A 22717-nucleotide genomic window follows, 5' to 3' on the forward strand; every position below is an offset into this window, starting at 1 on the left:
TTACGAGGCCGAGCCGGTGCGGGCGGCGTCGTCCGCCTCGTCCTCCATGGAGCGGCTGGCCGCCATGTTCGCCTTGGCGCGGTCCACGCGGGCGACGACCTTCTGAGAGGCGCGGTCGCGCTCACCGCGCAGCACGATGTAGCTGATGGGGGCGGAGATCACGAGGCCCAGCAGCGCGATCCAGAGCCAGTAGGAGCCACCGATGCCAGCGGGCACGATGCCGGTGGCGACGAGACCCCAGACGACGAGGAAGCAGCCCACGAAGATCCCGAGCCGCATCAGCGTGTAGCGGAGCATGTCAATCCACTCTTCCGTTCCGAAATGGTGCCCTTACAGGACGAGCGCCCCTCCAGTGAAGCACGGGGAGGGGCGTCCGATTTCGGCGGGGGCTCATGGAGTCCCGTTGTCAGACCAGCCAGCGGTTCTTGCGGACGGCGGGCAGCTGGGCCCACACCCCGCCGAGGCCGTAGTAGCGGCCGGCACCGGTCGCCGCGGTGATCAGCAGGACGAGGGCGATCATCCAGTGGTCGTCCATGAACGGGTTGCTGTCGGGCCACAGCGAGACGAGCCACATGAAGGCCATCATCAGCGTGCCCGCGGCGGCGGCGATCCGCATGCCGATGCCGAGGATCATGGCGAGGCCGACGCCGAGCAGGCCGAGCATGAAGACCAGGTCGAGCCACCAGGCACCGGCCACGGAGTCAAACATGTGGGCGAGGGGGCCACTCGTGCCGTGCAGCAGGAAGCCCTCGGTGGGGCTGCCGCCGTTGAGCCAGCTTCCGCCGGAGGGGGTCGCCTTCCCGAGGCCGAAGGTCTTGTCCAGGAAGGCCCACAGGAAGTAGAAGCCGACGAGCACGCGGGACGCGGCGAGGACCTTGCGGGCGGCGGGCGCGCGGACGAGTACGTCGTCCTGGCTGCCGGCGTCGCGGCGCGGGGCGCCCGTGGCGCCGTGTCGGGCGGGACTGTCCGATGCGTGGAGAGCCATGGCCGTTGCCTTCTTCCTTGGGCACCCTGCGGTGCGATCCGCTCGTGAATACATTCACAAGCTACGCCCGGTGCTTAGCCCGCCCCTACGGCCGAAGGTCCCGATCCCGGCATACGAACGTCCCGACCTCACCGGGAATCCCGTGGTTACGCTCGCCCACATGTCCCTCCGCTTCACCCTCGACCCCGCGATCGACCCCGCCCTGCGCGACGGGCTCCTCGCGCTGTGGTCCGACGTCACGAACGCGGGCGGCGCGGTCGGCTTCGTGCCGCCGGTCACGCCCGACGACATACGCCCCGAACTGGTCAAGCGCCTCGCCGACCTCGCGGAGGGCCGGACCCGGCTCCTCGTGGGTCACGACGAGGACGGGGAGATCGCGGCGTCGGCCTTCCTCGCGTACAACCAGCACCGCCTGATGAAGCATCACCTGTGGCTCTACACGGTGATGGTCCACCCGCGGCACCAGGGCAAGGGCTACGGCCGCGCCCTGATGTCGGCCGCCGCCGACGCGGCCCGCACCTTCGACGGCATCGAGGCCATCCGCCTCACGTGCCGCGGCGGCACGGGCGCGGACGCCTTCTACGCGGCATGCGACTACAAAGAGGTCGGCCGCGTCCCCGGCGCGATCCGGGTGTCCCCGGGCGACGACCGCGACGACGTCCACATGATGCTGCCCCTGGGCTGATTCGAGCCCCGCATTTCAAGCCCCTGCGGCGATTGAGTCTTTTCGAGCCCCGCCGGTGAGTCTTTTCAAGCCCCGCCGGCGATTGAGGCGCGGGGCCCGGGGCAGAGCCCCGATCTTTTGAAGCCCCGCCGGCGATTGAGGCGCGGGGTCCGGGGCAGAGCCCCGCGACCCAGGTGGACGCCTACCGCAACAAAACCCTCAGACCCGCATGGGCTGCGGCTCGTCCCGCCGCCCCGGGTCCGCCCCCTCGTACTCACGGATGATCTCGTACCGCGTGTTCCGCTCCACCGGCCGGAACCCCGCGTCGCGAATGAGGTCGAGCAGATCCTCACGCGTCATCTTGTTCGGCGTCCCGTAGTTGTCCGCGTCATGCGTGATCTTGTACTCGACGACCGAGCCGTCCATGTCGTCCGCCCCGTGCTGAAGCGCGAGCTGCGTGGTCTGGAGCCCGTGCATGACCCAGAAGCACTTCACGTGCGGCACGTTGTCGAACAGGAGACGGGACACGGCGAAGGTCTTCAGCGCCTCCGCGCCGGTGGCCATCGTCGTCCGCGCCTGGAGCTTGTTGCGGACCTTGCCGTCCTGCATGTCGACGAAGTCGTGCTGGTAGCGCAGCGGGATGAAGACCTGGAAACCGTTGGTCTCGTCCTGGAGCTCGCGCAGCCGCAGCACGTGGTCCACGCGGTGCCGGGGCTCCTCGATGTGCCCGTACAGCATCGTGGACGGCGTCTTGAGGCCCTTCTCGTGCGCGAGCCGGTGGATCCGCGACCAGTCCTCCCAGTGGGTGTCGTGGTCGACGATGTGCTGCCGGACCTCCCAGTCGAAGATCTCGGCGCCGCCGCCGGTGAGGGACTCGAGACCGGCCTCGATCAGCTCGTCGAGGATCTCGCTCGCGCTCATCCCGGAGATCTTCTCGAAGTGGTGGATCTCGGTGGCGGTGAAGGCCTTGAGGCCGACGTTCGGCAGGGCCTCCTTGAGCGCCTTGAGCGAGCGCGGGTAGTACCGCCACGGCAGGTTCGGGTGCAGCCCGTTGACGATGTGGAGTTCCGTCAGGTTCTCCGACTCCATCTCCTGGGCGAGCTTGACGGCCTCCTCGATGCGCATCGTGTAGGCGTCCTTCTCGCCGGGCTTGCGCTGGAAGGAGCAGTAGGCGCACGACGCGGTGCACACGTTCGTCATGTTCAGATGACGGTTGACGTTGAAGTGCACGACGTCGCCGTTCTTGCGCGTGCGCACCTCGTGGGCGAGGCCGCCGAGCCAGGCCAGGTCGTCCGACTCGTAGAGCGCGATGCCGTCCTCGCGGGACAGCCGCTCACCGTCCCTGACCTTCTGCTCCAGCTCGCGCTTGAGCCCTGCGTCCATGCCCGTTACCTCTCCTCGCTCAACGACCGTCCCACCGTACGCCGTCACGCTTCCTCGGGAAGTTCCCCCACCCGGTTCTCCCACTTCGTGGAGAGGATGATCGTGGTACGCGTCCGGGACACGCCCTTCGTGCCGCTGAGGCGCCGGATCGTGCGCTCCAGGCTGTCGACGTCGCCCGCGCGGACCTTGAGCATGTACGAGTCGTCGCCCGCGATGAACCAGCAGTCCTCGATCTCGTGCAGGTCGCGCAGGCGGTGCGCCACGTCCTCGTGGTCGGCCGCGTCGGAGAGCGAGATGCCGATGAGGGCGGTGACACCGAGGCCGAGCGAGGCGGAGTCGACGGTCGCGCGGTAGCCGGTGATCACGCCGGCCGCCTCGAGGCGGTTGATGCGGTCCGTGACGCTGGGTCCGGACAGGCCGACGAGCCGGCCCAACTCCGCATACGAGGCGCGGCCGTTCTCGCGCAGGGCCTGGATGAGCTGCCTGTCCACGGCGTCCATAAGGTCCAATGCCTTTCATTATTCAGCGTTGACGCGAGCTTATGTGTACGATCGAAGGCGCGCTAGGGTTTATCCCCGCAAAATCTAAAGTCCATCCTTCGGATCAGTAAAGATCCATCGGATACCGAACCCCCCAGGAGAGTGTCAGCGTGTTCACGATCGAGATGGCGTACGCCCGTATGCGCGAGATGCGGGCCGAGGCCATTCGTTCGGGTGCCGAGCAGCCCGCCCCGGCGCGCCGCACGAAGGGCCGGCACGCCGCCCGCCCCGCCAAGAAGCGCTGAGCGCGACCGCGTCACCCGGCTGCACGGGAGCCTCCCCCGAGCTCGCCCTCCCAGCGGCGGTACAGCGTGTGCGGCACCCCCGCCGCGTCCAGCGTCCGCCCCGCGACGAAGTCCACGAGGTCCTGGATGTGCGTCGCCCCCGCGTAGAACGCCGGTGAGGCGGGCAGCACCACGGCGCCTGCCTCGTCCAGCGTCACCAGGTGCTTGAGGGTCTGCCCGTTCAGCGGCGTCTCCCGTACGGCGACGATCAGCGGCCGCCGCTCCTTGAGGGTCACGCTCGCCGCGCGCTGCAACAGGTCCTTCGAGAGCCCGAGCGCGACACCGGCCACGCAGGCCGTCGAGGCGGGCACGACGATCATGCCCTTGACCGGGTACGAGCCCGAGGAGGGCCCGGCGGCGAGATCGCCCGCGGGCCAGTACCGCACGTCGTCGAGGCCGATCCCGGTGAACGTGTCCGGCTTGCCGTCGGCGCCGCGCGCCAGCCACTCCGCCAGGTCCTCGCGCCAGTGCGCGTCCCTGAGCGGGATGCCCGTCTCGTCGAGCAGTGTGAGCCGCGAGGCCCGCGAGACGACGAGGTCGACCGATTCGCCCGCCGCGAGCAGGGCCCGCAGCACGGAAGCGGCGTACGGGGTACCCGAGGCTCCGGACACCCCGACGACCCAGGGTCTGCGGCTGCTTGCTTTGACGTGCTCCACACCACGAGCCTATCCGGCGGCCCGGCGGGGGAACTTGAGCAGGGGCGGCGAGCGTTCTTTCCATGACGGGCGGGGGCTGGGATGACGTACGAGGACGGATCGGGCCGAGCGGCGGTGCGGCGCCGGCCGACGCGCGAGCGGGCGCTGACGGCGGGCAAGGTGATGTTCGCCTGGGTGGCCCTGCTCTGGCTCCTCGAAGTGGTCGACGCGGCCTCGGGGCACGCTCTGGACACCTTCGGCATTCAGCCGCGCGATGCCTCCGAGTTGATCGACGTCGTCCCGGCGTCCTTCATCCACTTCGGCTTCGCCCACGTCGCGGCGAACTCGACACCCCTGCTGGTCCTGGGCTTCGTCGCGGCGCTCGGCGGGCTGCGCCGCTTCTTCTGGGCCTGTGCCCTGATCGTCGTCGCGGACGGTCTCGGGGTGTGGCTGGTGGCCCCGGCGCACACGAACACGGCGGGCGCGTCGGGCCTGATATTCGGCCTGTTCGGCTTCGTCGTCCTGTCCGGTTTCGTGGAGCGCCGCCCGCTCGGCATCGTCGTCGGCGTGCTCATCGCCGCGTACTGGGGCACGTCGTTCCTGGCGGGCCTCTCCCCCACGAACGACGGGGTGAGCTGGCAGGGCCACCTGATCGGGCTGGCCGCGGGCGTGGCGGCAGCGTTCGTCTTCCGCCGCCGCCCGTCGCCCCGGGGCGCGCCCTAGACCGACAGCCCCCGCACCAGCAGGTCGAGCAGCGCACACACGAAGAGTGCGATGCCGATGAAGCCGTTGACCTGGAAGAACGCCCGGTTGAGGCGGGACAGGTCGTGGGGCTTCACGATCGTGTGCTCGTAGAGGAAGGCGCCCGCGACGATCACGAGGCCGACCCAGAAGAAGGTGCCCGCGTCGGTGGCCAGGGCGTACCAGACGAACAGGGCCGTCGTGATCGTGTGGCAGGCGCGGGCGCCCCAGATCGCGCCGGGGATCCCGAAGCGCGCCGGGACCGACTTCACGCCGACCTCGCGGTCCGTCTCCACGTCCTGGCAGGCGTAGATCAGGTCGAAGCCGCCGATCCAGATGCCGACGGCGAGGCCGAGGATGACCGCGGTCCATGACCACTCCCCCGTGATCGCGATCCACGCGCCGATCGGGCCCATCGCCTGGGCGAGGCCGAGGATCGCCTGCGGGAAGTTCGTGAACCGCTTGCCGTACGGGTAGACGACCATCGGGATGACCGCGATGGGCGCGAGGGCCAGGCAGAGCGGGTTCAGGAGCGCCGCCGAGGCGAGGAAGACGGCCAGGGCGATCAGCGCACCGGTCCACGCCGACTTCACCGACACCGCGCCCGTCACCAGTTCGCGGTGCGCGGTGCGCGGATTGCGGGCGTCGATCTCGCGGTCGATGATCCGGTTCGCCGCCATCGCGAAGGTCCGCAGGCCGACCATGCAGATCGTCACCAGGAGCAGCCGGCCCCAGTGGATGTTCTTGTCCCACTCGAACATCGCGGTCAGGGCGGCGATGTAGGCGAAGGGCAGCGCGAAGACCGAGTGCTCGATCATGACCAGGCGCAGAAACGCCCTGGTCCGTCCCGGCTGCTGCGGGATTGCTGCTGAAGCGCTGGTCACTAGAGTCCGTACTCCTTCCAACGGCGGTCCACCAGGGCCGCCGTACGGGGGTCGGAGACGACCATCTCGGGCCAGCCTCCGTCCCGCGTATAGCCCTCCTCGGGCCACTTCTTCGTCGCGTCGATGCCCGCCTTGCCGCCCCAGAACTGCTGGTACGAGGCGTGGTCGAGGTGGTCGACCGGGCCTTCGGTGACCATCAGGTCGCGGGCGTAGTCCGTGTTGCCGAGGGCTCGCCACGAGACTTCATGAAGGTCGTGGACGTCGCAATCGGAGTCGACGACCACGATGAGCTTGGTCAGCGACATCATGTGCGCGCCCCAGATCGCGGACATCACCTTCTGGGCGTGCTTCGGGTACTTCTTGTCGATCGAGACGATCGCGCAGTTGTGGAAGCCGCCGGACTCCGGCAGGTGGTAGTCCACGATGTCCGGGACGATCACCTTGAGCAGCGGCAGGAAGAAGCGCTCCGTGGCGCGGCCCAGCGGGCCGTCCTCCGTCGGCGGACGGCCGACGACGATCGACTGGAGCAGCGGGCGCTTCCGCATCGTCACGCAGTCGATCTTCAGCGCCGGGAACGGCTCCTGCGGCGTGTAGAAACCGGTGTGGTCGCCGAAGGGCCCCTCGGGGAGCATCTCGCCGGGCTCGAGCCAGCCCTCGATGACGACCTCCGCGTTGGCCGGGACCTGGAGCGGCACCGTCTTGCAGTCGACCATCTCGACGCGCTTGCCCTGGATGAACCCGGCCAGCATGTACTCGTCCATGTCCCCGGGCAGCGGCGCCGACGACGCGTACGTGACGGCGGGCGGGCAGCCGAAGGCGATCGCGACGGGGAGCTTCTCGCCCTTGCGGGCGGCCACCTGGTAGTGGTTCCGGCTGTCCTTGTGGATCTGCCAGTGCATGCCGATGGTGCGCTTGTCGTGGCGCTGGAGGCGGTAGAGACCGAGGTTGCGGACGCCCGTCTCGGGGTCCTTGGTGTGGGTGAGCCCCAGGTTGAAGAAGGAGCCGCCGTCCTCGGGCCAGGTGAACAGCGCGGGCAGCTTGTCGAGGTCGACGTCCTCGCCCCGGAGCACCACCTCCTGCACGGGCGCGGCGTCCGACTTCACCTTCTTCGGTGGTACGTGGGTCATCGCCCCGAGCTTGCCGAACGCCTCGCGGATGCCGACGAACCCGTGCGGCAGCTCCGGCTTCAGCAGGCCGCCGATCTTGTCGCTGATGTCGTTGTACGACTTGAGGCCGAGCGCCTTGAGGAGGCGCCGGTCGGTGCCGTACACGTTCATCGCGAGGGGCATCGACGAGCCCTTCACGTTCTCGAAGAGGAGAGCGGGGCCGCCGGCCTTGTTCACCCGGTCGACGATCTCACCGACCTCCAAGTACGGGTCGACCTCGGCCTTGATGCGCTTCAGGTCGCCCTCGCGTTCCAGAGCCCTGAGCAGGGAGCGAAGATCGTCGTAAGCCATGCGTTCCAGTATCCGGCACGGGCTACGCTGGCCGGGTCACCGGGGGCCCGATGTGCCCCGTTCCGCTCCTTGGGGGATCGCGACACCATGCTGCGCTACTTGCCGTTCCTGCTGGTCCTGGCGCTCTGGATCTACGCGTTCATCGACTGCCTGAACACGCCGGAGAAAGAGGTGCGCAAGCTGCCCAAGCTGGCCTGGGTCTTCATCGTCCTGCTCTTCGGCCAGGTGCTCATCGGCCCGATCGCCTGGCTGGCGGTGGGCAGGCCGCGGCGCGCTCCCGCGGGCGGCGGCACACGGTTCGTCGCGCCCGACGACAACCCCGAGTTCCTGCGGTCCCTGAGGGACGACGACAAGAAGGACGAATGAGCACCATGGACCTGGACCTCGCCCGCACCTGGCTCGCCACCGCCGTGGCGGAGGCCCGGGAGGGCCTCGCCGAAGGGGGCATCCCGATCGGCGCCGCCCTGTACTCCGCCGACGGCGAGGTGCTCGGCCGCGGCCACAACCGGCGCGTGCAGGATGCCGACCCGTCCGTGCACGGGGAGACCGACGCGTTCCGCAGGGCGGGCCGGCAGCGCACGTACAAGGGCACCACGATGGTGACCACGCTCAGCCCCTGCTGGTACTGCTCGGGCCTGGTGCGCCAGTTCGGGATCTCGCGGGTGGTCATCGGCGAGGCGCGCACCTTCCACGGCGGGCACGACTGGCTCGCCGAGCACGGCGTGGAGATCGTGCTGCTGGACGATCCCGAGTGCGTGGGCATGATGAAGGAGTTCATCGCGGCGAAGCCGGAGCTGTGGCACGAAGACATCGGCGAGTGAGCCGATAGGGGCGCGCACAGGGGGCGCGTACAAGGTGTACGTCGGGGCGCCCTCTGATGCGGACAGTGCGCCTCTGGCCGGTGCGGCCGGGCACGCGGACACTCAGGGGGCATGACCACCGCCTCCGGTACCGCTCCCACCGGCACACCCACGCCGCCGCCCGCCTATGGCGACAGGATCGTCGCCGTGGAGACGGCCGGGGCGGAGCCGATCCCCGACGCCGAGCGGCACGGCGGTCCGCGGCAGCTGCTGTGGACCTGGGCCTCGCCCAACATCGAGTTCGCGACCGTCTACATCGGTGTGATCTCCGTGCTGTTCTTCGGACTCAGCTTCTGGCAGGCGGCCGCGGCCCTGCTGCTCGGCACCGCGCTCGGCGCGCTGACGCAGGGGATCCTGTCGCTCGACGGGCCGCGGTTCGGCGTCCCGCAGATGGCGATCGGCCGCCTCGCCTTCGGCTTCCGGGGCAATGCGCTGCCTGCGGGGGTCAACGCGCTGGTGGCGGGCGTCGGCTGGTTCGCCGTGAACAGCGTGAGCGCCGCGTTCGCCCTGAACACGCTGACCGGCCTTCGGCCGCTGCCCTCGCTGCTCGTGGTCGTCGCCGCGGAGATCCTCATCGGCTTCATCGGCCACAACTTCGTGCACGCCTTCGAGCGGTACGCGTTCCCGGTGCTCGCCGTCGTCTTCCTGGCGGCGGGTGTCTGGACGTTCGGCGAGGCGGATCTGTCGGCGGCGGGCGGTGGGGGCGGCATCGGCGGGTTCCTGCTCGCGTTCAGCTCGGCGTGGGGGTACGCGGCGGGCTGGAACCCGAACGCGTCGGACTACTCGCGCTATCTGCCGCGCACCGCGAACCGCTTCCGTACGGTGCTGTACCCGGCGCTCGGCCTCTTCCTCTCGGTCTCGGTCGTGGCGCTGACCGGCGCGGCGTCGGCGACGATCGCGGCGCCCGCGGGGGCGACGCCCACTGCCGCGTTCACCGGCCATCTCCCGTCCTGGCTCGCCCACTTGGTGCTGCTTGCGATCATCCTGGGCGCGGTCTCGGCGAACGCCCTCAACATCTACTCCTCCGCCATGTCGATCACCTCCAGCGGGCTGCGGCTGCCCCGGTGGCTCGGCCGCGGCGCGCTGGTCGTCCTCACGGGCCTCGCGGGCACGGCCGCCGCCTGGTCCTCGCTCTCCGACGCGGGGCACGCGTACGAGACGTTCCTGCTGGTGATCGCGTACTGGATCGCGCCCTGGCTGGGCGTGGTGCTCACGGAGCGGTGGCGCTCGCGGCGCACGGCCGAGACCGAGCTCGCCGCCCGCCTCGCGAACCCCGGCTTCTCCAACTGGCCGGGTTTCACGGCCCTGTTGGCGGGCGTCGCGGTCTCCGTCCCGCTCTTCTCCAACCAGGAGCGCTACGTCGGCTGGGCGGCACGCCACTGGCCCTCACTCGGCGACATCACCTGCCTGGTCGGCTTCGCCGTGAGCGCGGCGGTGTACGCGACCCTCTGCCGGATGCCGGCAGCACGCCGCTGATACGGCCGGGTGGCCGGCCTTTTTCAAGCCCCTCCGGCGATTGAGGAGCGGGCTCCGGGGCGGAGCCCCGTGGCGTAGGGGGACGCGCCGCTCGCACAGGGGACCAGCGCCGACCGGCAGCGTGGGCTTCGAGCGGCGCGGGCGTCCCCCTCCGGCACCCGCGCCGCGAACCCCGCCCGCAGGGCGAGCAGGTCGAGAACGGCCAGGGCCGTCGAGCAGTCCCCCGTGCCGCTCGACGGCCCTGGCCAGGGCGATTCCTGGACGTACGGAAATCAGTGTGGCTCAGCACCCTACTGAACTGGAGTGAATTTCTAGAAATTCACTATAGAAACACAGGCGTGGGCGGTGCCTTAGGCTGGTCGTCGACATGAGCCCCAAGCAACTGCGCGGCGCGGAAACCGTCGACCGCCTCCTCGATGCCGCTCTGCGTGTCTACGCGGACGCGGGCGAGCAGGGCATCACCGTCAACTCCCTGACGCGCACGGGCGGGGCCAGCCCCGGCAGCCTGTACCACCACTTCGGCAGCGTCGACGGGCTGATGCAGGCGCTGTTGCTGCGCTGGCTCGGCCGGCTCCTCGAAGAGCTCACCGCGGCCCTCGAACGCTCCCGCACCCCGCGCTCGGGAATCCGTGCGGTGGTCGAAACGTATCTGCGTTTCATCAGAGAACACCCCGACGCCTCCCGCCTGTTGCACTCCTCGTACGCCGACCGGCTGGGGATGGCGCACGCCCGCCAGTTGCGCGACGCGCAGGAGGCCCGGCTCTCCCCGCTCACCGCGTGGATGCGGCAGCACGTCGAATCCGGCGCGGTCGCCCCGCTGCCCGAGCCGCTCATCGAGGCCCTGGTGCTCGGCCCGGTCGTCGGCCTCGCACGCGGCTGGCTCGCCGGGACGCACGAGACCGACCTCGATCAGGCCGCGCGCGTCCTGTCGGAGAGGATCTGGCGCTCACTGGCCCCCTGACCGGCCCGCCCGGCCCCCACGACCCGGGCCGCGCACGCCGCCTGGAGCAGTTCACCGAGCAGCTCCGGGTCGCCGACCTCCGCGCCGAGCAGCGATTCGATGCGCTCCAGGCGCTGGTAGAGGGACTGCCGTCCGATGTGCAGGAGCGCGGCGGTACGCGTGGGGCTGCACCCGTGCCGCAGATGCACCTCCAAGGTGTGCACGAGGTCGCTGCCGTGCACGGCCTCCCACTCCAGGAGCGGTCCGAGGACATCGCCGACGAGCCGCGCCAGCCGCTCCCGGTTGGCCTCCACACCACCCCGCGTCAGCTCCCGCTCCAGGGCGAGCGCCCGCGACGACGTCACCAACGGCCCCTCGGCCAGCACCGGTTCGGCCGCCGGCACGGTCAGCGCCAGCTCCAGCGTCGTACGGGCCGTGCGCAGGGTGTCGCTCCAGCGCAGCCATCCGTCGTCCGCGGCGACCGCGGGGCCGACCGCCACCGTGAGCCCCGGCGCCGCCTCCGCACGGAACGCGTCGAGGACCGCCCGCACCGTGTCCCGCCCCGAAGGACCCGCCACGAGCGCGAGCACATCACCCGGGAACGCCGCACACAGCGCACCCCGCCCCGCCACCCGGCCGACCGCCGCACGGGCCGCCACGGCCGGACCGTGCACCGAGACCCCGACGAGCCGGGCCCCGGGCCCAGGACGGAACCCCGCGAGCGCCGAACGGGCCTGCACCTCCGGCTGGTTGAGGGCCTGCCGCTCGGCCAGGTCGGCGAGCAGCGCCGCCGCGTGGTCGGCCGTCCGCAGCGTCACCGCGGGGCGGGCGGCGAGACCGTGGGTGACGATGGCCCGGTTGGCGGCCTCCGCGATCCGCACGAACGGCACGACCCGCCGCAGCGCGATCAGCGGAAACTCCAACTCCTGCGCTGCCGCGACCACTTCGCACGGCATGCGTTCCAGGGCCCGCCCCACCTCCACGGCGAGCCCCGCCGCGCCGCGCGCCGTCAACTCCCGCACGTAGCGGCGCAGCGCGCCCTCGTCGGCGTCGAGGAACGCGAACCCGTTCGTCAGCAGCAGCTCCCCGCCGTCCAGGAAGCCCGCGCCCTCGTACACCTCACTGGAATGCACCCAGCGCACCGGCCGGTCCAACCCGCCCTCCCCGGCGAGCAGTTCGGGTTCCGCGCCGCCGACGACGTCGAGGCACAGGATCTCGCGGAGCGTGAGAGCGGACACGGGGCCTCCCGGTGGGCACGCGCGCGTGCGGACATTCCGTCGGGGTGGGGACGGCCGGGACAGTACGCCCCGCACGTTGCCCCGGTGTTTCGGCCCGGCGAGAGTGGACCGCATGACCCCTTCCCCGGGCGCCGCGCCCCGCATTCCGACCATCGACCTGTCGCCGTGGACGTCCGGCGATCCGCAGGCCCGCGCGGAGATCGCCGCGACCGTGGACGACGCGCTGCGCACGGCCGGGTTCCTGCTGGTCACCGGCCACGGCGTCGACCCGGGGCTGCGCACCCGGATCCGGGACGCGGCCCGCGGCTTCTTCCGGCTGCCCGCGCCCGTGAAGGAGCCGTACGGCGTCAAGGTCGGCGGCCGAGGCTGGCTCGGCCCGGGCGCCGAGGCCAACGGCTACTCCGAGGGCACCGAGACTCCGCCCGACCTGAAGGAGTCGCTGTCCTTCGCCACGGCGACGCCCTTCGACGACCCGGCGGTGCGCGCCGAGTGGTCGGGCGAGAACGTCTTCCCGGCCGAGTCGCCGCTGCTGCGCGCACTCGTGGAGACGTACCTGGAGCAGATGCGGGCGCTCTCCGACCGGCTGCTCGAACTCCTCGCGGTGGCCCTCGCCGAGCCCGCCGACTTCTTCACCCGGCACACCGCGCAGCCCACCTGGGGCTTCAACATCAACTGGTATCCGGGCACGGAGGTCGTCGGCGCGCCTGAGCCAGGACAGTTCCGGATCGGCCCGCACACCGACTTCGGCACGGTGACGGTGCTCGACCGGCAGGCCGGGAAGGGCGGCCTCCAGGTGTTCACGGACGAGGGCGGCTGGGAGGACGCCCCCTACGATCCGGACGCGTTCACCATCAACATCGGTGACCTGATGGCCCGCTGGACCGGCGACCGCTGGCGCTCCGGCCGGCACCGCGTCCTGCCGCCGCCCGCGGACGCGCCCGCCGAGGAGCTGATGTCGCTCGTCTACTTCTACGAGTGCGACCCGGGCACCACCGTCGAACCGCTGCCCGCTCCGAAGGGCCGCGTCGCGTACGAGCCGGTCGACTCGCACAGGTATCTGCGCGGGAAGCTGGACGCGATCACGGTGGGCTGACGCGCGTACGTGAAAGGCCGGTCCCGCGGGACCGGCCTTTCACGACAGCGGTGTGGGGTCACACCCCGGCGTACGAGTGCTTGCCCGTGACGAAGATGTTCACGCCGTAGTAGTTGAAGATCCAGCAGCCGAAGGCGATCAGCGCCAGGTAGGCGGCCTTGCGGCCCTTCCAGCCGGCGGTCGCGCGGGCGTGCAGGTACGCCGCGTAGGCGACCCACGTGATGAACGACCAGGTCTCCTTGGGGTCCCAGCCCCAGTAGCGGCCCCACGCGTCGCCCGCCCAGATGGCGCCCGCGATGATCGTGAACGTCCACAGCGGGAAGACGGCCGCGTTCACGCGGTAGGAGAACTTGTCCAGGGACTGCGAGGCGGGCAGCCGCTCCATGACGGAGGTCGCGAAGCGGCCGGGCTGGCCGCCGGACGCGAGCTTGTTCTCGTAGGAGTCCTTGAAGAGGTACAGGATCGTGCCGACCGCGCCGACGTAGAAGACCGCACCGCAGAAGATCGCCGTCGAGACGTGGATGTACAGCCAGTACGAGTGCAGCGCCGGGACCAGCTGGTCGCTGGAGGTGTACAGCACGGTGGTCGCGAGGCCGAGGTCGAGCAGGACCGTGATGACCAGGGGCAGGCCGAGCCAGCGCACGTTCTTCTTCAGCGCGAGCAGCACCAGGTAGATGCCGACGGCCACGGTGGAGAAGGTGATGGAGAACTCGTACATGTTGCCCCACGGGGCCCGCTCCACCGAGAGCGCGCGCGTGAGCACGCCGCCGAACTCGATGATGAACGCGAGGGCAGTGAGGGAGACGGCGATGCGCCCGTACAGGTCGCCCTGCACGTCACCGGCGGCTGCGCCGGGCCCGTCCGGTACGTCGCGCGCACCGGCGGCGGCGCGGGTGACGACCTGCGGCCGCTCCAGGACGGCCGTGCCGCCCTCCTTCTTCTTGACCGTGACGGCGGGCGCTGCGGCCGCCGCCTTCGTCTCGGCCTTGCCGGTCAGCGCGGCGGCGGTACGGCCGACCTTGCTGCGGCTGCCGAAGATCCACTCGGCCATGTTCGCGAAGAACGCGAGCAGGTACACGGCCATCGACGAGTAGATGAGGACGTTACTGGTGTGAGCCAGGTTCTCGTTGACTGCGGCGGCGAGATTCACTTCTCAGCCCCTTCGGCGGCAGGAACAGCAGTGGGTGATTCGGTGGATTCGGGGGTGTCGGGCGCGCTCGGTGCCTCGCTGTGCAGTTGCTCGACCAGGGAGCCGAGTTCCTCCGGCAGCTTCGCGGACTCGCTGCGGCCGAGGCCCGCCATTTCGACGACGGTCACCCCGTCGGGGCCTTCGACCGCGCGCACCCAGACGCGGCGGCGCTGGATGAACAGGGAGCCGGCCAGACCGCCGATCGCGGCGATGGCGCCGCCCAGTGCCCAGGTGTCACCGGGCTGGTGGGAGATCTGGAAGGTGACCCATTCCTTGATGTCCTTGTCGAACGTGATGGAGCCCGCCCCGTTCGGCAGCTTCATCGTCTCGCCGGGCAGCAGCCGCTGCTTGAGCGCCTTGCCCTTGGAGTCCTTGAAGGGCTTCATGTGCGAGGTGTCCAGCTGGTACACGTTCTGCGGCAGGCCCGCGTCCACGCCGAGGTCGCCGTGCGTCGCGTTCAGCGCGAGGACGGGGAAGTCGAGCGCGGGGAACTGGGAGAGCATCGTGCCCTTGCCCGCGCCCGCGAACGTCGGCACGAACCAGGCGGCGAAGCCCAGCTGTTCCTTCTTCCCCTTCGCGTTCTTGTAGCCGTCCATCACCTTGATGGCGCCCTGCGAGGAGATGTTGGAGTCGATCGGCAGCATCGGCACGGTCTGCTTCGAGACGACCTTGCCCTTGCCGTCGCGGACCGTGACGGGGACCGCGTAACCGTGCCCGTTGAGGAAGATCTTGGTGCCGTCGATGTCCAGCGGGTGGTTGGACTCGATCTTGGCCTGCTTCGTCTTGTCGCCCGAGCCCTCGGTGTAGCTCACGTTCGCGCGGAACGTGCGCGGGGTGCCCTTCTCGGGGCCCGTGCGCTCGTACGTGGCCGTGAACTTGTCGAGGGTGAAGCTGAACGGCGACAGGTCGTGATCGCTGTCGAAGAGGTTGCCGGACTTGAAGTCGTCGTACTGGGTGAGCGTGTTGGCGAACCCGTCTCCCTCGGTGACGAGCTTGCCGCCCTCGAACTTGAACAGCTGACCCCAGGCGAAGGAGACCAGCATCACGATCAGCGCGATGTGGAAGACGAGGTTGCCGACCTCGCGCAGGTAGCCCTTCTCGGCCGCGACGGCGGTCCCGGTGACGTGCGCGCGGAAGCGGCGCTTCTTCATCATCGCGAGGGCGGCGGCGCGCACCTGCTCGGGGCCCGCCTCGGTGCGCCACGTCGCGTACGCGGGCAGCCGGGTGAGCCGCTTGGGCGCGCCCGGCGGGCGGCCGCGCAGCTGCCCGACGAACTGCCAGGTGCGCGGCACGATGCAGCCGATGAGGGAGACGAACAGCAGCAGGTAGATCGCGGAGAACCACACCGAGCTGTAGACGTGGAAGAAGCCGATCTTGTCGTAGACCGGCGCGAGCATGTCGTGCGCCTTGCGGAAGTCCTCGACCTTGGTCGGGTCCGTGCCCTGCTGCGGGATCAGGGAGCCGGGGATGGCGCCGAGGGAGAGCAGGAACAGCAGGATCAGGGCGACCCGCATCGAGGTGAGCTGCCGCCAGAACCAGCGGACCCAGCCGATGACGCCGAGCTTGGGCAGGTTGGGCGCACGGTCCTCCTGGGGGGCCGTGCTCAGCTGTGACGCGGCTTCGGCCTCAGTGGGGTCGCCACCGGTCGCCTGCACGTCGTCGGTCGTGTTGCTCATGGATCAGATTCCCACCTGGAAGCCGGTGGACCAGGTCCGCATCTGCCCGACAAGGGCGTCCCACGCGCCCGTGAGCAGAAGAACTCCGGTCAGGATCATCATGATGCCGCCGATGCGCATCACCCACGTGTAGTGCTGCTTGACCCAGCCGAACGCGCCGAGCGCCTTGCGGAAGGCGATGGCGGCGAGCACGAAGGGCACGCCGAGGCCGAGGCAGTACGCGATGGTCAGTATGGCTCCGCGGCCGGCGGTGCTCTGCACCGAGGAGAGGCCGATCACGGAGGCGAGGGTCGGGCCGATGCAGGGGGTCCAGCCGATGCCGAAGAGCGCGCCGAGGACCGGGGCTCCGGCGAGCCCGGCGGCGGGCTTCTTGTGGAAGCGGAACTCCCGCTGCGTCATCCAGGGCATGAAGCCCATGAAGAAGACACCCATGGCGATCATGAGGCCGCCGAGCACCTTGGTCAGTACGGGCTGGTACTCCTGGAGCGTCTGGCCGAAGAAGCCGAACAGCGCGCCGCCGGAGACGAAGACCGCGGTGAACCCGAGGACGAACAGGCTGGCGCCCGCCGCCATCCGGCCGCGCCGCTGTTCCATCAGGTCGGTGCCGGTGATGCCGGTCACGTACGAGAGATAGCCGGGTACGAGGGGCAGCACGCACGGCGAGAAGAAGGAGACGAGGCCCCCGAGGAGGGCGATCGGCACGGCGAGGAGGAGTGCGCCGTCCGTGACGGTGTCACCGGCGGCGAGTGCGACGAGGGAGGAGCTCACCTTCGCTCACTTCTCCGCGATGACCGGCGCGACCATCTTGCGCAGGGCCTTCTCGCTGAGCGGCTTGAGGGAACGCGCCGCGATCTTCCCCTCGCGGTCGACGACGATCGTCGAGGGGATGGCCTGCGGGTTGAGCGTGCCCTTCTCGAACTTGAGGAGGAGCCGCCCGGTCGGGTCGTAGAAGCTCGGGTACGGGACCCCGTAGGACTCCTCGAACTTCTGGGCCGGGTTGGTGCTGGGGTCCCGGGTGTTGATGCCGAGGAACTGGACGCCCTGCTTCTCGGTGTCCTTGGCCACCTTCACGAAGTTCGGTGCCTCGGCGCGGCACGGCGGGCACCAGGAGCCCCAGACGTTGAGGACGACGACCTTGCCCTTGTAGTCGGCCATGTCGAGCTGCTTGCCCTCGAGGTCCTTGCCGGTCAGGGAGGGGGCGTCGTGCCGCTCGCCCTTCTTGACCGTGGCGATGCCGCCGGACCCGGTGACGAAGTTGGTGTTGTTGCCGCCGCCGGACGTACCGCCGGAGCCGCAGGCCGTCAGCGCGAGGGCCGCCACGGCGGCTCCTACGGTCAGCTTGGCGGCGCGGCGCTTCGTCGCGGTGGTGCGGGGGGTGCGGGAGGCGGCACTCATGTGAAAAGTTTCGCATGTCTGTTTAGGGGATCTTCCGCACCCCCCTCGCGGTGGGGAAAGCCCACTTCAGGAGGGGTTTGCGAGGAACTTGCGCCAGCCCTCGGAGGGCTGCTGTCCCACGTCGAGCGTACGCAGCTTCGCCAGCGTTTTCGGGTCCTGCGCGTCGAGCCAGTCGACGAACTGCCGGAAGGAGACGAGCCGCACGTCGGAGTGCTTGTCGGCGGTGGCCGCGATGTGCTTCAGCGCGTCCTCGACGGCGTCCATGTAGATGCCGCCGTTCCACTCCTCGAAGTGGTTGCCGATGAAGAACGGCGCCCGGTTCGTCTCGTATGCCCGCTTGAATCCCTGGATGTACGCCTGCGTCGACTGCTCGCGCCAGCCCGGATAGTTGGCGGCGGGCGCGCGCGTGGAGTTGAGGGACTGGTTGGCCAGCATGTTGTAGTCCATCGACAGGACCTCGAAGCCGCGGCCGGGGAACGGGACGGCCTGGAGCGGCAGGTCCCAGATCCCGAGCCGCTTGTCCGGCCAGCGCTGGAGGCCGCCGGGCGAGGACGCGTCGTAGCGCCAGCCGAGTTCGCGGGCGGCGGGCAGCAGGTTCTCCTGGCCGAGCAGGCAGGGCGTGCGGCCGCCGACGAGTTCCTCGTCGTAGTCGAAGGGCAGCGCGGGCAGGTCCTTGCGGCCCGTGTGCGTACGCCACTTCTTCACGAAGGACGTCGCCTGGTCGATCTCGTCGCGCCACTGCGCGGGCGTCCAGTTCGCGACGGTGCCGGAGCCGGCGCAGAAGTGCCCGTTGAAGTGCGTGCCGATCTCGTGCCCTTCGAGCCAGGCCCGGCGCACGTACGTCAGCGTCTCCTCGATGTGCGCGTCGGTCAGGTAGCCGATGTCGGAGGCGCCGACGGGGTTGTTCGGCGGGCGGTAGAGCCGCTTCTTCGACTCGGGCAGCAGGTACAGGCCCGAGAGGAAGAAGGTCATGTGCGCGCCGTGGTCCTCGGCGAGCTTCAGGAAGCGGGGGAAGAGGCCGTTCCCCACCTCGCCCGCGCCGTCCCACGAGAAGACCACGAACTGCGGCGGCTTCTGCCCGGGTTCGAGCCGCTCGGGCCTGCCCGGCTGATGGGGCTGCTTCCCGGTGTACGCCGTCGAGCCGTCGCCGATGGGCCGCAGCCGCGTCCGGTCGGGCGGGCCCGCCTTGCCGTGCCCCTGGGAGGTGACCGTCCGGCCACCGCCCGTACCGCATCCGGCGAGCAGTGCCCCGCCCGCCGCGCCCGCGCCGAGCCCGAGCAGGCCCCTGCGACTCACGTCCCGCATTCCGTCGTCCCCATTCCTCACGCCACCCCATTCACAGGGGCGCCCGGGAAGAGGGCTCGAGGAACACGCGGGTTCCGGTAAACGGTCCAGTTTTGCGGCGATTTGAAGAGGTACGCGAAAGGCCGCCGGGTTGACGGCGGCCTCTCAGCGGAACGGTTGCCCGGGATCAGGCCCCGAAGGCCTTGTCCTTCCCCTTCACGGGCTTGGCGCCCGCGAGGAGATGCGCGGGAACGAGATCGCGGGCGGGCTCGGTGTAGCCCACGGACACGATCTTGTCGCCCTGGTACGTGAACGTCGTCAGCGAGGCCAGGGTGCACTGCCGCTTGCGCGGGTCGTGCCACAGGCGCCGCTTCTCGACGAACGACCGGACGATCCAGATGGGCAGCTGGTGGCTGACGCACACCGCCTCGTGCCCGCGCGCCGCGTCCTTCGCCGCGTCGAGCGCGCCCATCATCCGCACGACCTGCTCGATGTACGGCTCGCCCCAGGACGGCTTGAACGGGTTGACCAGGTGCTTCCAGTTCTCCGGATTCTTCAGCGCGCCGTCGCCGACGCCGAAGGTCTTGCCCTGGAAGACGTTGCCCGCCTCGATGAGCCGCTCGTCGCTGTCCAGGTCCAGGCCGTGCGCCTTCGCGATCGGCGTCGCCGTCTCCTGCGCCCGGTCCAGCGGGGACGCCACGACGTGCGTGATGTCCCGCGCGGACAGGTGCTCGGCGACGCGGTCGGCCATCCGGCGGCCGAGCTCGGAGAGGTGGTAGTCGGGCAGCCGCCCGTACAGGATCCCCTCCGGGTTGTGCACCTCGCCGTGACGCATCAGATGGACGACGGTGATGTCGTCGCCCGACTTCGGGGCGCTCATGCCGTGGCCTCCGCGGCGGCGCGGGCGGCGGCCGGAAGCGCCGCAGCGATCCGCTCGATCGCCCGCTCGTCGTGCGCGGTCGACACGAACCACGACTCGAACGCCGAAGGCGGCAGGTACACGCCCTGCTCCAGCATCGAGTGGAAGAACGGACCGAAGCGGAAGGCGTCCTGGCCCTTCGCGTCGTCGTAGTTCGTCACCTCGTTCTCCGTGAAGAACACGGTGAACATGTTCGACGCGTTCTGCACGCGGTGCGCGACGCCCTCCTTGGTGAGCGCCTCCGAGACCAGGCCGCGCAGCTGCTCGCTGGTCGCGTTGACCTTCGCGTACGCCGCGTCGTCGAGCAGCCGCAGCTGGGCGACGCCCGCGGCGGTGGCGACGGGGTTACCGGACAGCGTGCCCGCCTGGTACACGGGACCGGCCGGGGCGAGGTACGCCATCACGTCGGCGCGGCCACCGAACGCGGCGGCGGGGAAGCCACCGCCCATCACCTTGCCGAAGGTCATCAGGTCGGGCACCACACCGTCGACGCCGAACCAGCCGGCCTTCGAGGTACGGAAGCCCGTCATCACCTCGTCGGAGATGAACAGCGCGCCGTTCTCGGCGCACACGTCCTTGAGCCCCTGGTTGAAGCCCGCCTTCGGCGGCACGACACCCATGTTGCCCGGCGAGGCCTCCGTGATCACACAGGCGATCTGGCCGGGGTGCGCGGCGAACGCGGCCCGCACGGCCTCGATGTCGTTGTACGGCAGCACGATCGTGTCGCCGGCCTGCGCGCCCGTGACACCCGGGGTGTCCGGCAGGCCGAGCGTGGCGACGCCCGAACCGGCGGCGGCCAGCAGCGCGTCGACGTGCCCGTGGTAGCAGCCGGCGAACTTGATGACCTTCGCCCGGCCGGTGAAGCCGCGCGCGAGCCGGATCGCCGACATGGTCGCCTCCGTGCCGGAGGACACGAGGCGCACCTGCTCGACGGGGTCGATCCGCCCGACGATCTCCTCGGCCAGCTCGACCTCGCCCGCACCCGGCGTACCGAAGGAGGTGCCGCGCGAGACGGCCTCCTGCACCGCCGCGATCACCTCGGGGTGGGAATGGCCGAGGATCATCGGCCCCCACGAGCACACGAGGTCGACATACTCGCGCCCGTCGGCATCGGTGAGATACGGACCGTTACCGGACACCATGAACCGGGGCGTTCCGCCCACCGCGCGGAACGCGCGCACGGGCGAGTTCACGCCACCGGGCGTCACCGCCTCCGCGCGGTCGAAAAGCCCCTGCGACGCGGGTGCCTCATAGGGATAGGGAGTGTTGTTCGCCTCTGCCATACCTCTCAGCGTACGGCCCACCCTCTCGCGCACCGGCGCGCGGACCCGCGGGACTCTAGACTCTGCTTCGCGCCACGGCGCGCCGACACGTTTCGGCGGGGGACCGTGGGGGAGGTCACTGACACGATGATCGGGTTGCGCGCAGGCGGTCGCGCGGCCTACAAAAGGGCTTGCGCGGCCCGGGGAACAGCAGTCGGGTGGAGATATGCATCGCGGTGGCGGACTGGGCGAGGGGACCGGCGACCTGGGCCCCCGGCGTGCCCGGCGGGGGAAGCACCGACGCGAAGAGGGCGAAGAGGCCCGGGACATCGACCGGGACATCAGGGACGGGGACATCGGGAATGGTGGCCGGGTGGGGGTGACCTACAAATACTTCGGCGCGCCCGACGGCGCGACGGCCGCCCGCGTCCCGATCTCCATGCGCCCCGAGGAGCTCGGCGGTGACGAGCTGGGCATGGGCGGCATGTTCACCAAGATCAAGCCGGAGACGATGGCCGCGATGGTCCTCACCGGCATCGAGGGCATACCCCTGCACAAGGTTCCGCCCCTGGAGCTCGTCGTCCTGCACCCCGACTACGCGGTGGTCAAGCTCCCCATGACGGTCGTCGACCCGCTGCGCGGGGTCGGCGAGGAGTCCGTCGGCGCCGCGGCGTTCATCTGGTCCACGGTCCCCGACCGCGGCGGCCCGCGCGACGCGTTCAACGTGTACCAATTGCTGCACGAGTGGCAGGACTTCAGCCACCGGCTGCACGATGCGGGGCATCAGGCGTACTGCCTGGTGTGGCCCTGACCCCGGGCCCTACAGCACCGGCGGCCCCGCCTCGATCCTGCGCAGCACCGCCTCGTACGAGTCGATCGACCCGCCCGTCTGCAACTGCCGCTCGTCCCACCAGGTCGCGCCCGCGTCGGCCAGCGGCCCCACGACATCGAGCGCGGCCGCCTTGCCGGGCGGCGTGAGCCCGCCGACGACGAACTCGAAGGGGTCCTCGGTCGACTCCCGGTGCTCGTTCACGTACCGGACGACCTCCGCGAACCGGTCCGGGCGCGGCGGCACACCGTGCAGCGCGTCGGCGAACAAGGGGGCCGCACCGTCCCAGCGGGCCGCGCGGCGCATCGGCCGCCGGGCGGGCCAGAAACCGCCGATCCACACGGGCGGGCGGGGCTGCTGGACGGTCGCGGGCAGCAGTTGCGTCTCCCGTACGCGGAAGTGGGCCCCGTCGTGGTCCACGGTCCCGCCCGACCAGTAGCGGGCGAGCAAATCCAGGCCCTCGTCGAGGCGTTCGGCGTGCACGGTCCGGTCGACAGTGTCGCCGAAGCCGCCGTACTCGTCGGCGGCGGGGCCGCCCAGACCGGCGCCGAACACGACACGGCCGCCGCTGAGCGCGTCCAACGTGGCGACCTGGCGGGCCAGTTGCTCGGGCCGGTAGCGGGGCACGGCCGCCACCAGCGTGCCCACCTTGATCCGGGACGTGGCCAGGGCCGCCGCCGTGAGCAGCATCCACGGGTCACCGAAGGGCTTGCCGCGCTGCACCTTCTTGTCGTGCACGACGTGGTCCCACAGCAACAGGGCGTCCCAGCCCGCCTGTTCGGCCGCGACGGCCGTACGGGCGACGGTGCGGGCGTCGGCGAAGTCACCGAAATTCGGGATGTTGACCGAGAAGCGCATCCCGCCATGATGGCGGCCGGGGCGGCTGCCCGACAGGCCTGGGAGTCGTCGGAGGGTCCCCTGTTCGGTGGTCGGCCGAAGGGCTTCTTCCCCGGATCTCACCCGCGGCGGGCGCCTGGCGGGGAA

The 22717-nt window shown here is 70.4% G+C and carries 25 protein-coding genes; 9 read left to right on the forward strand and 16 right to left on the reverse strand.

The window, feature by feature from the left end:
• On the reverse strand, positions 1-297 hold the full coding sequence (locus ACNYS0_RS18030) for a DUF4229 domain-containing protein (protein WP_422474880.1): 297 nt from the start codon (positions 295-297) through the stop codon (positions 1-3).
• A 109-nt stretch (positions 298-406) separates the two neighbouring features.
• A complete protein-coding gene (locus ACNYS0_RS18035; RefSeq protein ID WP_422474882.1) occupies positions 407-985 on the reverse strand; it encodes a hypothetical protein in 579 nt (192 codons plus the stop codon).
• Positions 986-1145: 160 nt separating this feature from the next.
• Here ACNYS0_RS18035 and ACNYS0_RS18040 point away from each other — a divergent pair, with 160 nt between their 5' ends.
• The gene (locus tag ACNYS0_RS18040) at positions 1146-1670 is read left to right on the forward strand and encodes a GNAT family N-acetyltransferase (protein WP_422474884.1); all 525 of its coding nucleotides are present in this window, start codon (positions 1146-1148) and stop codon (positions 1668-1670) included.
• A gap of 198 nt (positions 1671-1868) precedes the next feature.
• On the opposite strand, the gene mqnE is transcribed toward ACNYS0_RS18040, so the two are convergent.
• On the reverse strand, positions 1869-3032 hold the full coding sequence (mqnE, locus tag ACNYS0_RS18045; RefSeq protein WP_422474886.1) for an aminofutalosine synthase MqnE: 1164 nt from the start codon (positions 3030-3032) through the stop codon (positions 1869-1871).
• A 44-nt stretch (positions 3033-3076) separates the two neighbouring features.
• Positions 3077-3532: an Lrp/AsnC family transcriptional regulator gene (locus ACNYS0_RS18050; protein WP_422408774.1), complete on the reverse strand. Its 456-nt coding sequence runs from the start codon at positions 3530-3532 to the stop codon at positions 3077-3079.
• A 149-nt stretch (positions 3533-3681) separates the two neighbouring features.
• Here ACNYS0_RS18050 and ACNYS0_RS18055 point away from each other — a divergent pair, with 149 nt between their 5' ends.
• Positions 3682-3816, forward strand: a complete 135-nt coding sequence (locus ACNYS0_RS18055) for a hypothetical protein (RefSeq protein ID WP_422474887.1) — start codon at positions 3682-3684, stop codon at positions 3814-3816.
• Between the two features lie 11 nt (positions 3817-3827).
• On the opposite strand, the gene ACNYS0_RS18060 is transcribed toward ACNYS0_RS18055, so the two are convergent.
• Positions 3828-4511, reverse strand: coding sequence for a UbiX family flavin prenyltransferase (locus ACNYS0_RS18060; protein ID WP_422474889.1), 684 nt, complete (start codon positions 4509-4511; stop codon positions 3828-3830).
• 81 nt (positions 4512-4592) lie between these two features.
• Here ACNYS0_RS18060 and ACNYS0_RS18065 point away from each other — a divergent pair, with 81 nt between their 5' ends.
• On the forward strand, positions 4593-5213 hold the full coding sequence (locus ACNYS0_RS18065) for a rhomboid family intramembrane serine protease (RefSeq protein ID WP_422474891.1): 621 nt from the start codon (positions 4593-4595) through the stop codon (positions 5211-5213).
• Here the strand turns inward: ACNYS0_RS18065 and mqnP are convergent.
• Both mqnP and ACNYS0_RS18075 read right to left on the reverse strand, forming a co-directional pair.
• Positions 5210-6115, reverse strand: a complete 906-nt coding sequence (gene mqnP, locus ACNYS0_RS18070; protein WP_422474893.1) for a menaquinone biosynthesis prenyltransferase MqnP — start codon at positions 6113-6115, stop codon at positions 5210-5212. The genes ACNYS0_RS18065 and mqnP overlap by 4 nt on opposite strands.
• Positions 6115-7572, reverse strand: a complete 1458-nt coding sequence (locus tag ACNYS0_RS18075; RefSeq protein ID WP_422474895.1) for a menaquinone biosynthesis decarboxylase — start codon at positions 7570-7572, stop codon at positions 6115-6117. The genes mqnP and ACNYS0_RS18075 overlap by 1 nt, the downstream gene beginning before the upstream one ends.
• Before the next feature lie 87 nt (positions 7573-7659).
• Here ACNYS0_RS18075 and ACNYS0_RS18080 point away from each other — a divergent pair, with 87 nt between their 5' ends.
• The 4 genes from ACNYS0_RS18080 to ACNYS0_RS18095 all read left to right on the forward strand — a co-directional run bounded on the left by ACNYS0_RS18080 (position 7660) and on the right by ACNYS0_RS18095 (position 10869).
• Positions 7660-7938 carry a PLD nuclease N-terminal domain-containing protein gene (locus ACNYS0_RS18080; protein WP_422474897.1) on the forward strand — a complete coding sequence of 93 codons (279 nt, stop codon included), beginning with the start codon at positions 7660-7662 and terminating at the stop codon, positions 7936-7938.
• Positions 7939-7943: 5 nt separating this feature from the next.
• A complete protein-coding gene (locus tag ACNYS0_RS18085) occupies positions 7944-8393 on the forward strand; it encodes a nucleoside deaminase (protein WP_422482696.1) in 450 nt (149 codons plus the stop codon).
• 111 nt (positions 8394-8504) lie between these two features.
• A complete protein-coding gene (locus ACNYS0_RS18090) occupies positions 8505-9908 on the forward strand; it encodes a purine-cytosine permease family protein (protein WP_422474898.1) in 1404 nt (467 codons plus the stop codon).
• A gap of 367 nt (positions 9909-10275) precedes the next feature.
• Positions 10276-10869, forward strand: coding sequence for a TetR/AcrR family transcriptional regulator (locus ACNYS0_RS18095; protein ID WP_422474900.1), 594 nt, complete (start codon positions 10276-10278; stop codon positions 10867-10869).
• Here ACNYS0_RS18095 and ACNYS0_RS18100 read toward each other — a convergent pair.
• Positions 10818-12086: a PucR family transcriptional regulator gene (locus ACNYS0_RS18100; RefSeq protein WP_422474902.1), complete on the reverse strand. Its 1269-nt coding sequence runs from the start codon at positions 12084-12086 to the stop codon at positions 10818-10820. The two genes, ACNYS0_RS18095 and ACNYS0_RS18100, sit on opposite strands and share 52 nt — an antisense overlap.
• Before the next feature lie 112 nt (positions 12087-12198).
• Here ACNYS0_RS18100 and ACNYS0_RS18105 point away from each other — a divergent pair, with 112 nt between their 5' ends.
• Complete coding sequence (locus ACNYS0_RS18105) at positions 12199-13179, forward strand: isopenicillin N synthase family dioxygenase (protein WP_422474904.1); 981 nt, start codon at positions 12199-12201, stop codon at positions 13177-13179.
• Between the two features lie 58 nt (positions 13180-13237).
• Here ACNYS0_RS18105 and ccsB read toward each other — a convergent pair whose 3' ends face one another.
• The 7 genes from ccsB to hemL all read right to left on the reverse strand — a co-directional run bounded on the left by ccsB (position 13238) and on the right by hemL (position 20925).
• Positions 13238-14329: a c-type cytochrome biogenesis protein CcsB gene (gene ccsB / locus ACNYS0_RS18110; protein ID WP_422474906.1), complete on the reverse strand. Its 1092-nt coding sequence runs from the start codon at positions 14327-14329 to the stop codon at positions 13238-13240.
• Positions 14326-16044 (reverse strand): cytochrome c biogenesis protein ResB, encoded by a 1719-nt coding sequence (resB, locus tag ACNYS0_RS18115; protein ID WP_422474908.1) that lies wholly within the window; start codon positions 16042-16044, stop codon positions 14326-14328. The genes ccsB and resB overlap by 4 nt, the downstream gene beginning before the upstream one ends.
• Positions 16045-16047: 3 nt before the next feature.
• Positions 16048-16812 carry a cytochrome c biogenesis CcdA family protein gene (locus tag ACNYS0_RS18120; RefSeq protein WP_422408762.1) on the reverse strand — a complete coding sequence of 255 codons (765 nt, stop codon included), beginning with the start codon at positions 16810-16812 and terminating at the stop codon, positions 16048-16050.
• Positions 16813-16818: 6 nt separating this feature from the next.
• Complete coding sequence (locus tag ACNYS0_RS18125; RefSeq protein WP_422474910.1) at positions 16819-17439, reverse strand: TlpA family protein disulfide reductase; 621 nt, start codon at positions 17437-17439, stop codon at positions 16819-16821.
• Positions 17440-17505: 66 nt separating this feature from the next.
• Positions 17506-18744, reverse strand: a complete 1239-nt coding sequence (locus tag ACNYS0_RS18130) for a polysaccharide deacetylase family protein (RefSeq protein WP_422474912.1) — start codon at positions 18742-18744, stop codon at positions 17506-17508.
• Positions 18745-18910: 166 nt separating this feature from the next.
• On the reverse strand, positions 18911-19603 hold the full coding sequence (locus ACNYS0_RS18135) for a histidine phosphatase family protein (protein WP_422474914.1): 693 nt from the start codon (positions 19601-19603) through the stop codon (positions 18911-18913).
• Positions 19600-20925, reverse strand: coding sequence for a glutamate-1-semialdehyde 2,1-aminomutase (gene hemL, locus ACNYS0_RS18140; protein WP_422408758.1), 1326 nt, complete (start codon positions 20923-20925; stop codon positions 19600-19602). The genes ACNYS0_RS18135 and hemL overlap by 4 nt, the downstream gene beginning before the upstream one ends.
• Positions 20926-21130: 205 nt before the next feature.
• On the opposite strand from hemL, the gene ACNYS0_RS18145 reads away from it, so the two are divergent.
• A complete protein-coding gene (locus ACNYS0_RS18145) occupies positions 21131-21715 on the forward strand; it encodes a hypothetical protein (RefSeq protein WP_422474916.1) in 585 nt (194 codons plus the stop codon).
• Positions 21716-21724: 9 nt separating this feature from the next.
• On the opposite strand, the gene ACNYS0_RS18150 is transcribed toward ACNYS0_RS18145, so the two are convergent.
• Entirely contained in the window at positions 21725-22591 is an 867-nt protein-coding gene (locus tag ACNYS0_RS18150; protein ID WP_422474918.1) for an LLM class flavin-dependent oxidoreductase, read from the reverse strand.
• Positions 22592-22717: the final 126 nt, after the last annotated feature.

The organism is Streptomyces anthophorae (assembly GCF_049310305.1).
Taxonomy (GTDB): domain Bacteria; phylum Actinomycetota; class Actinomycetes; order Streptomycetales; family Streptomycetaceae; genus Streptomyces.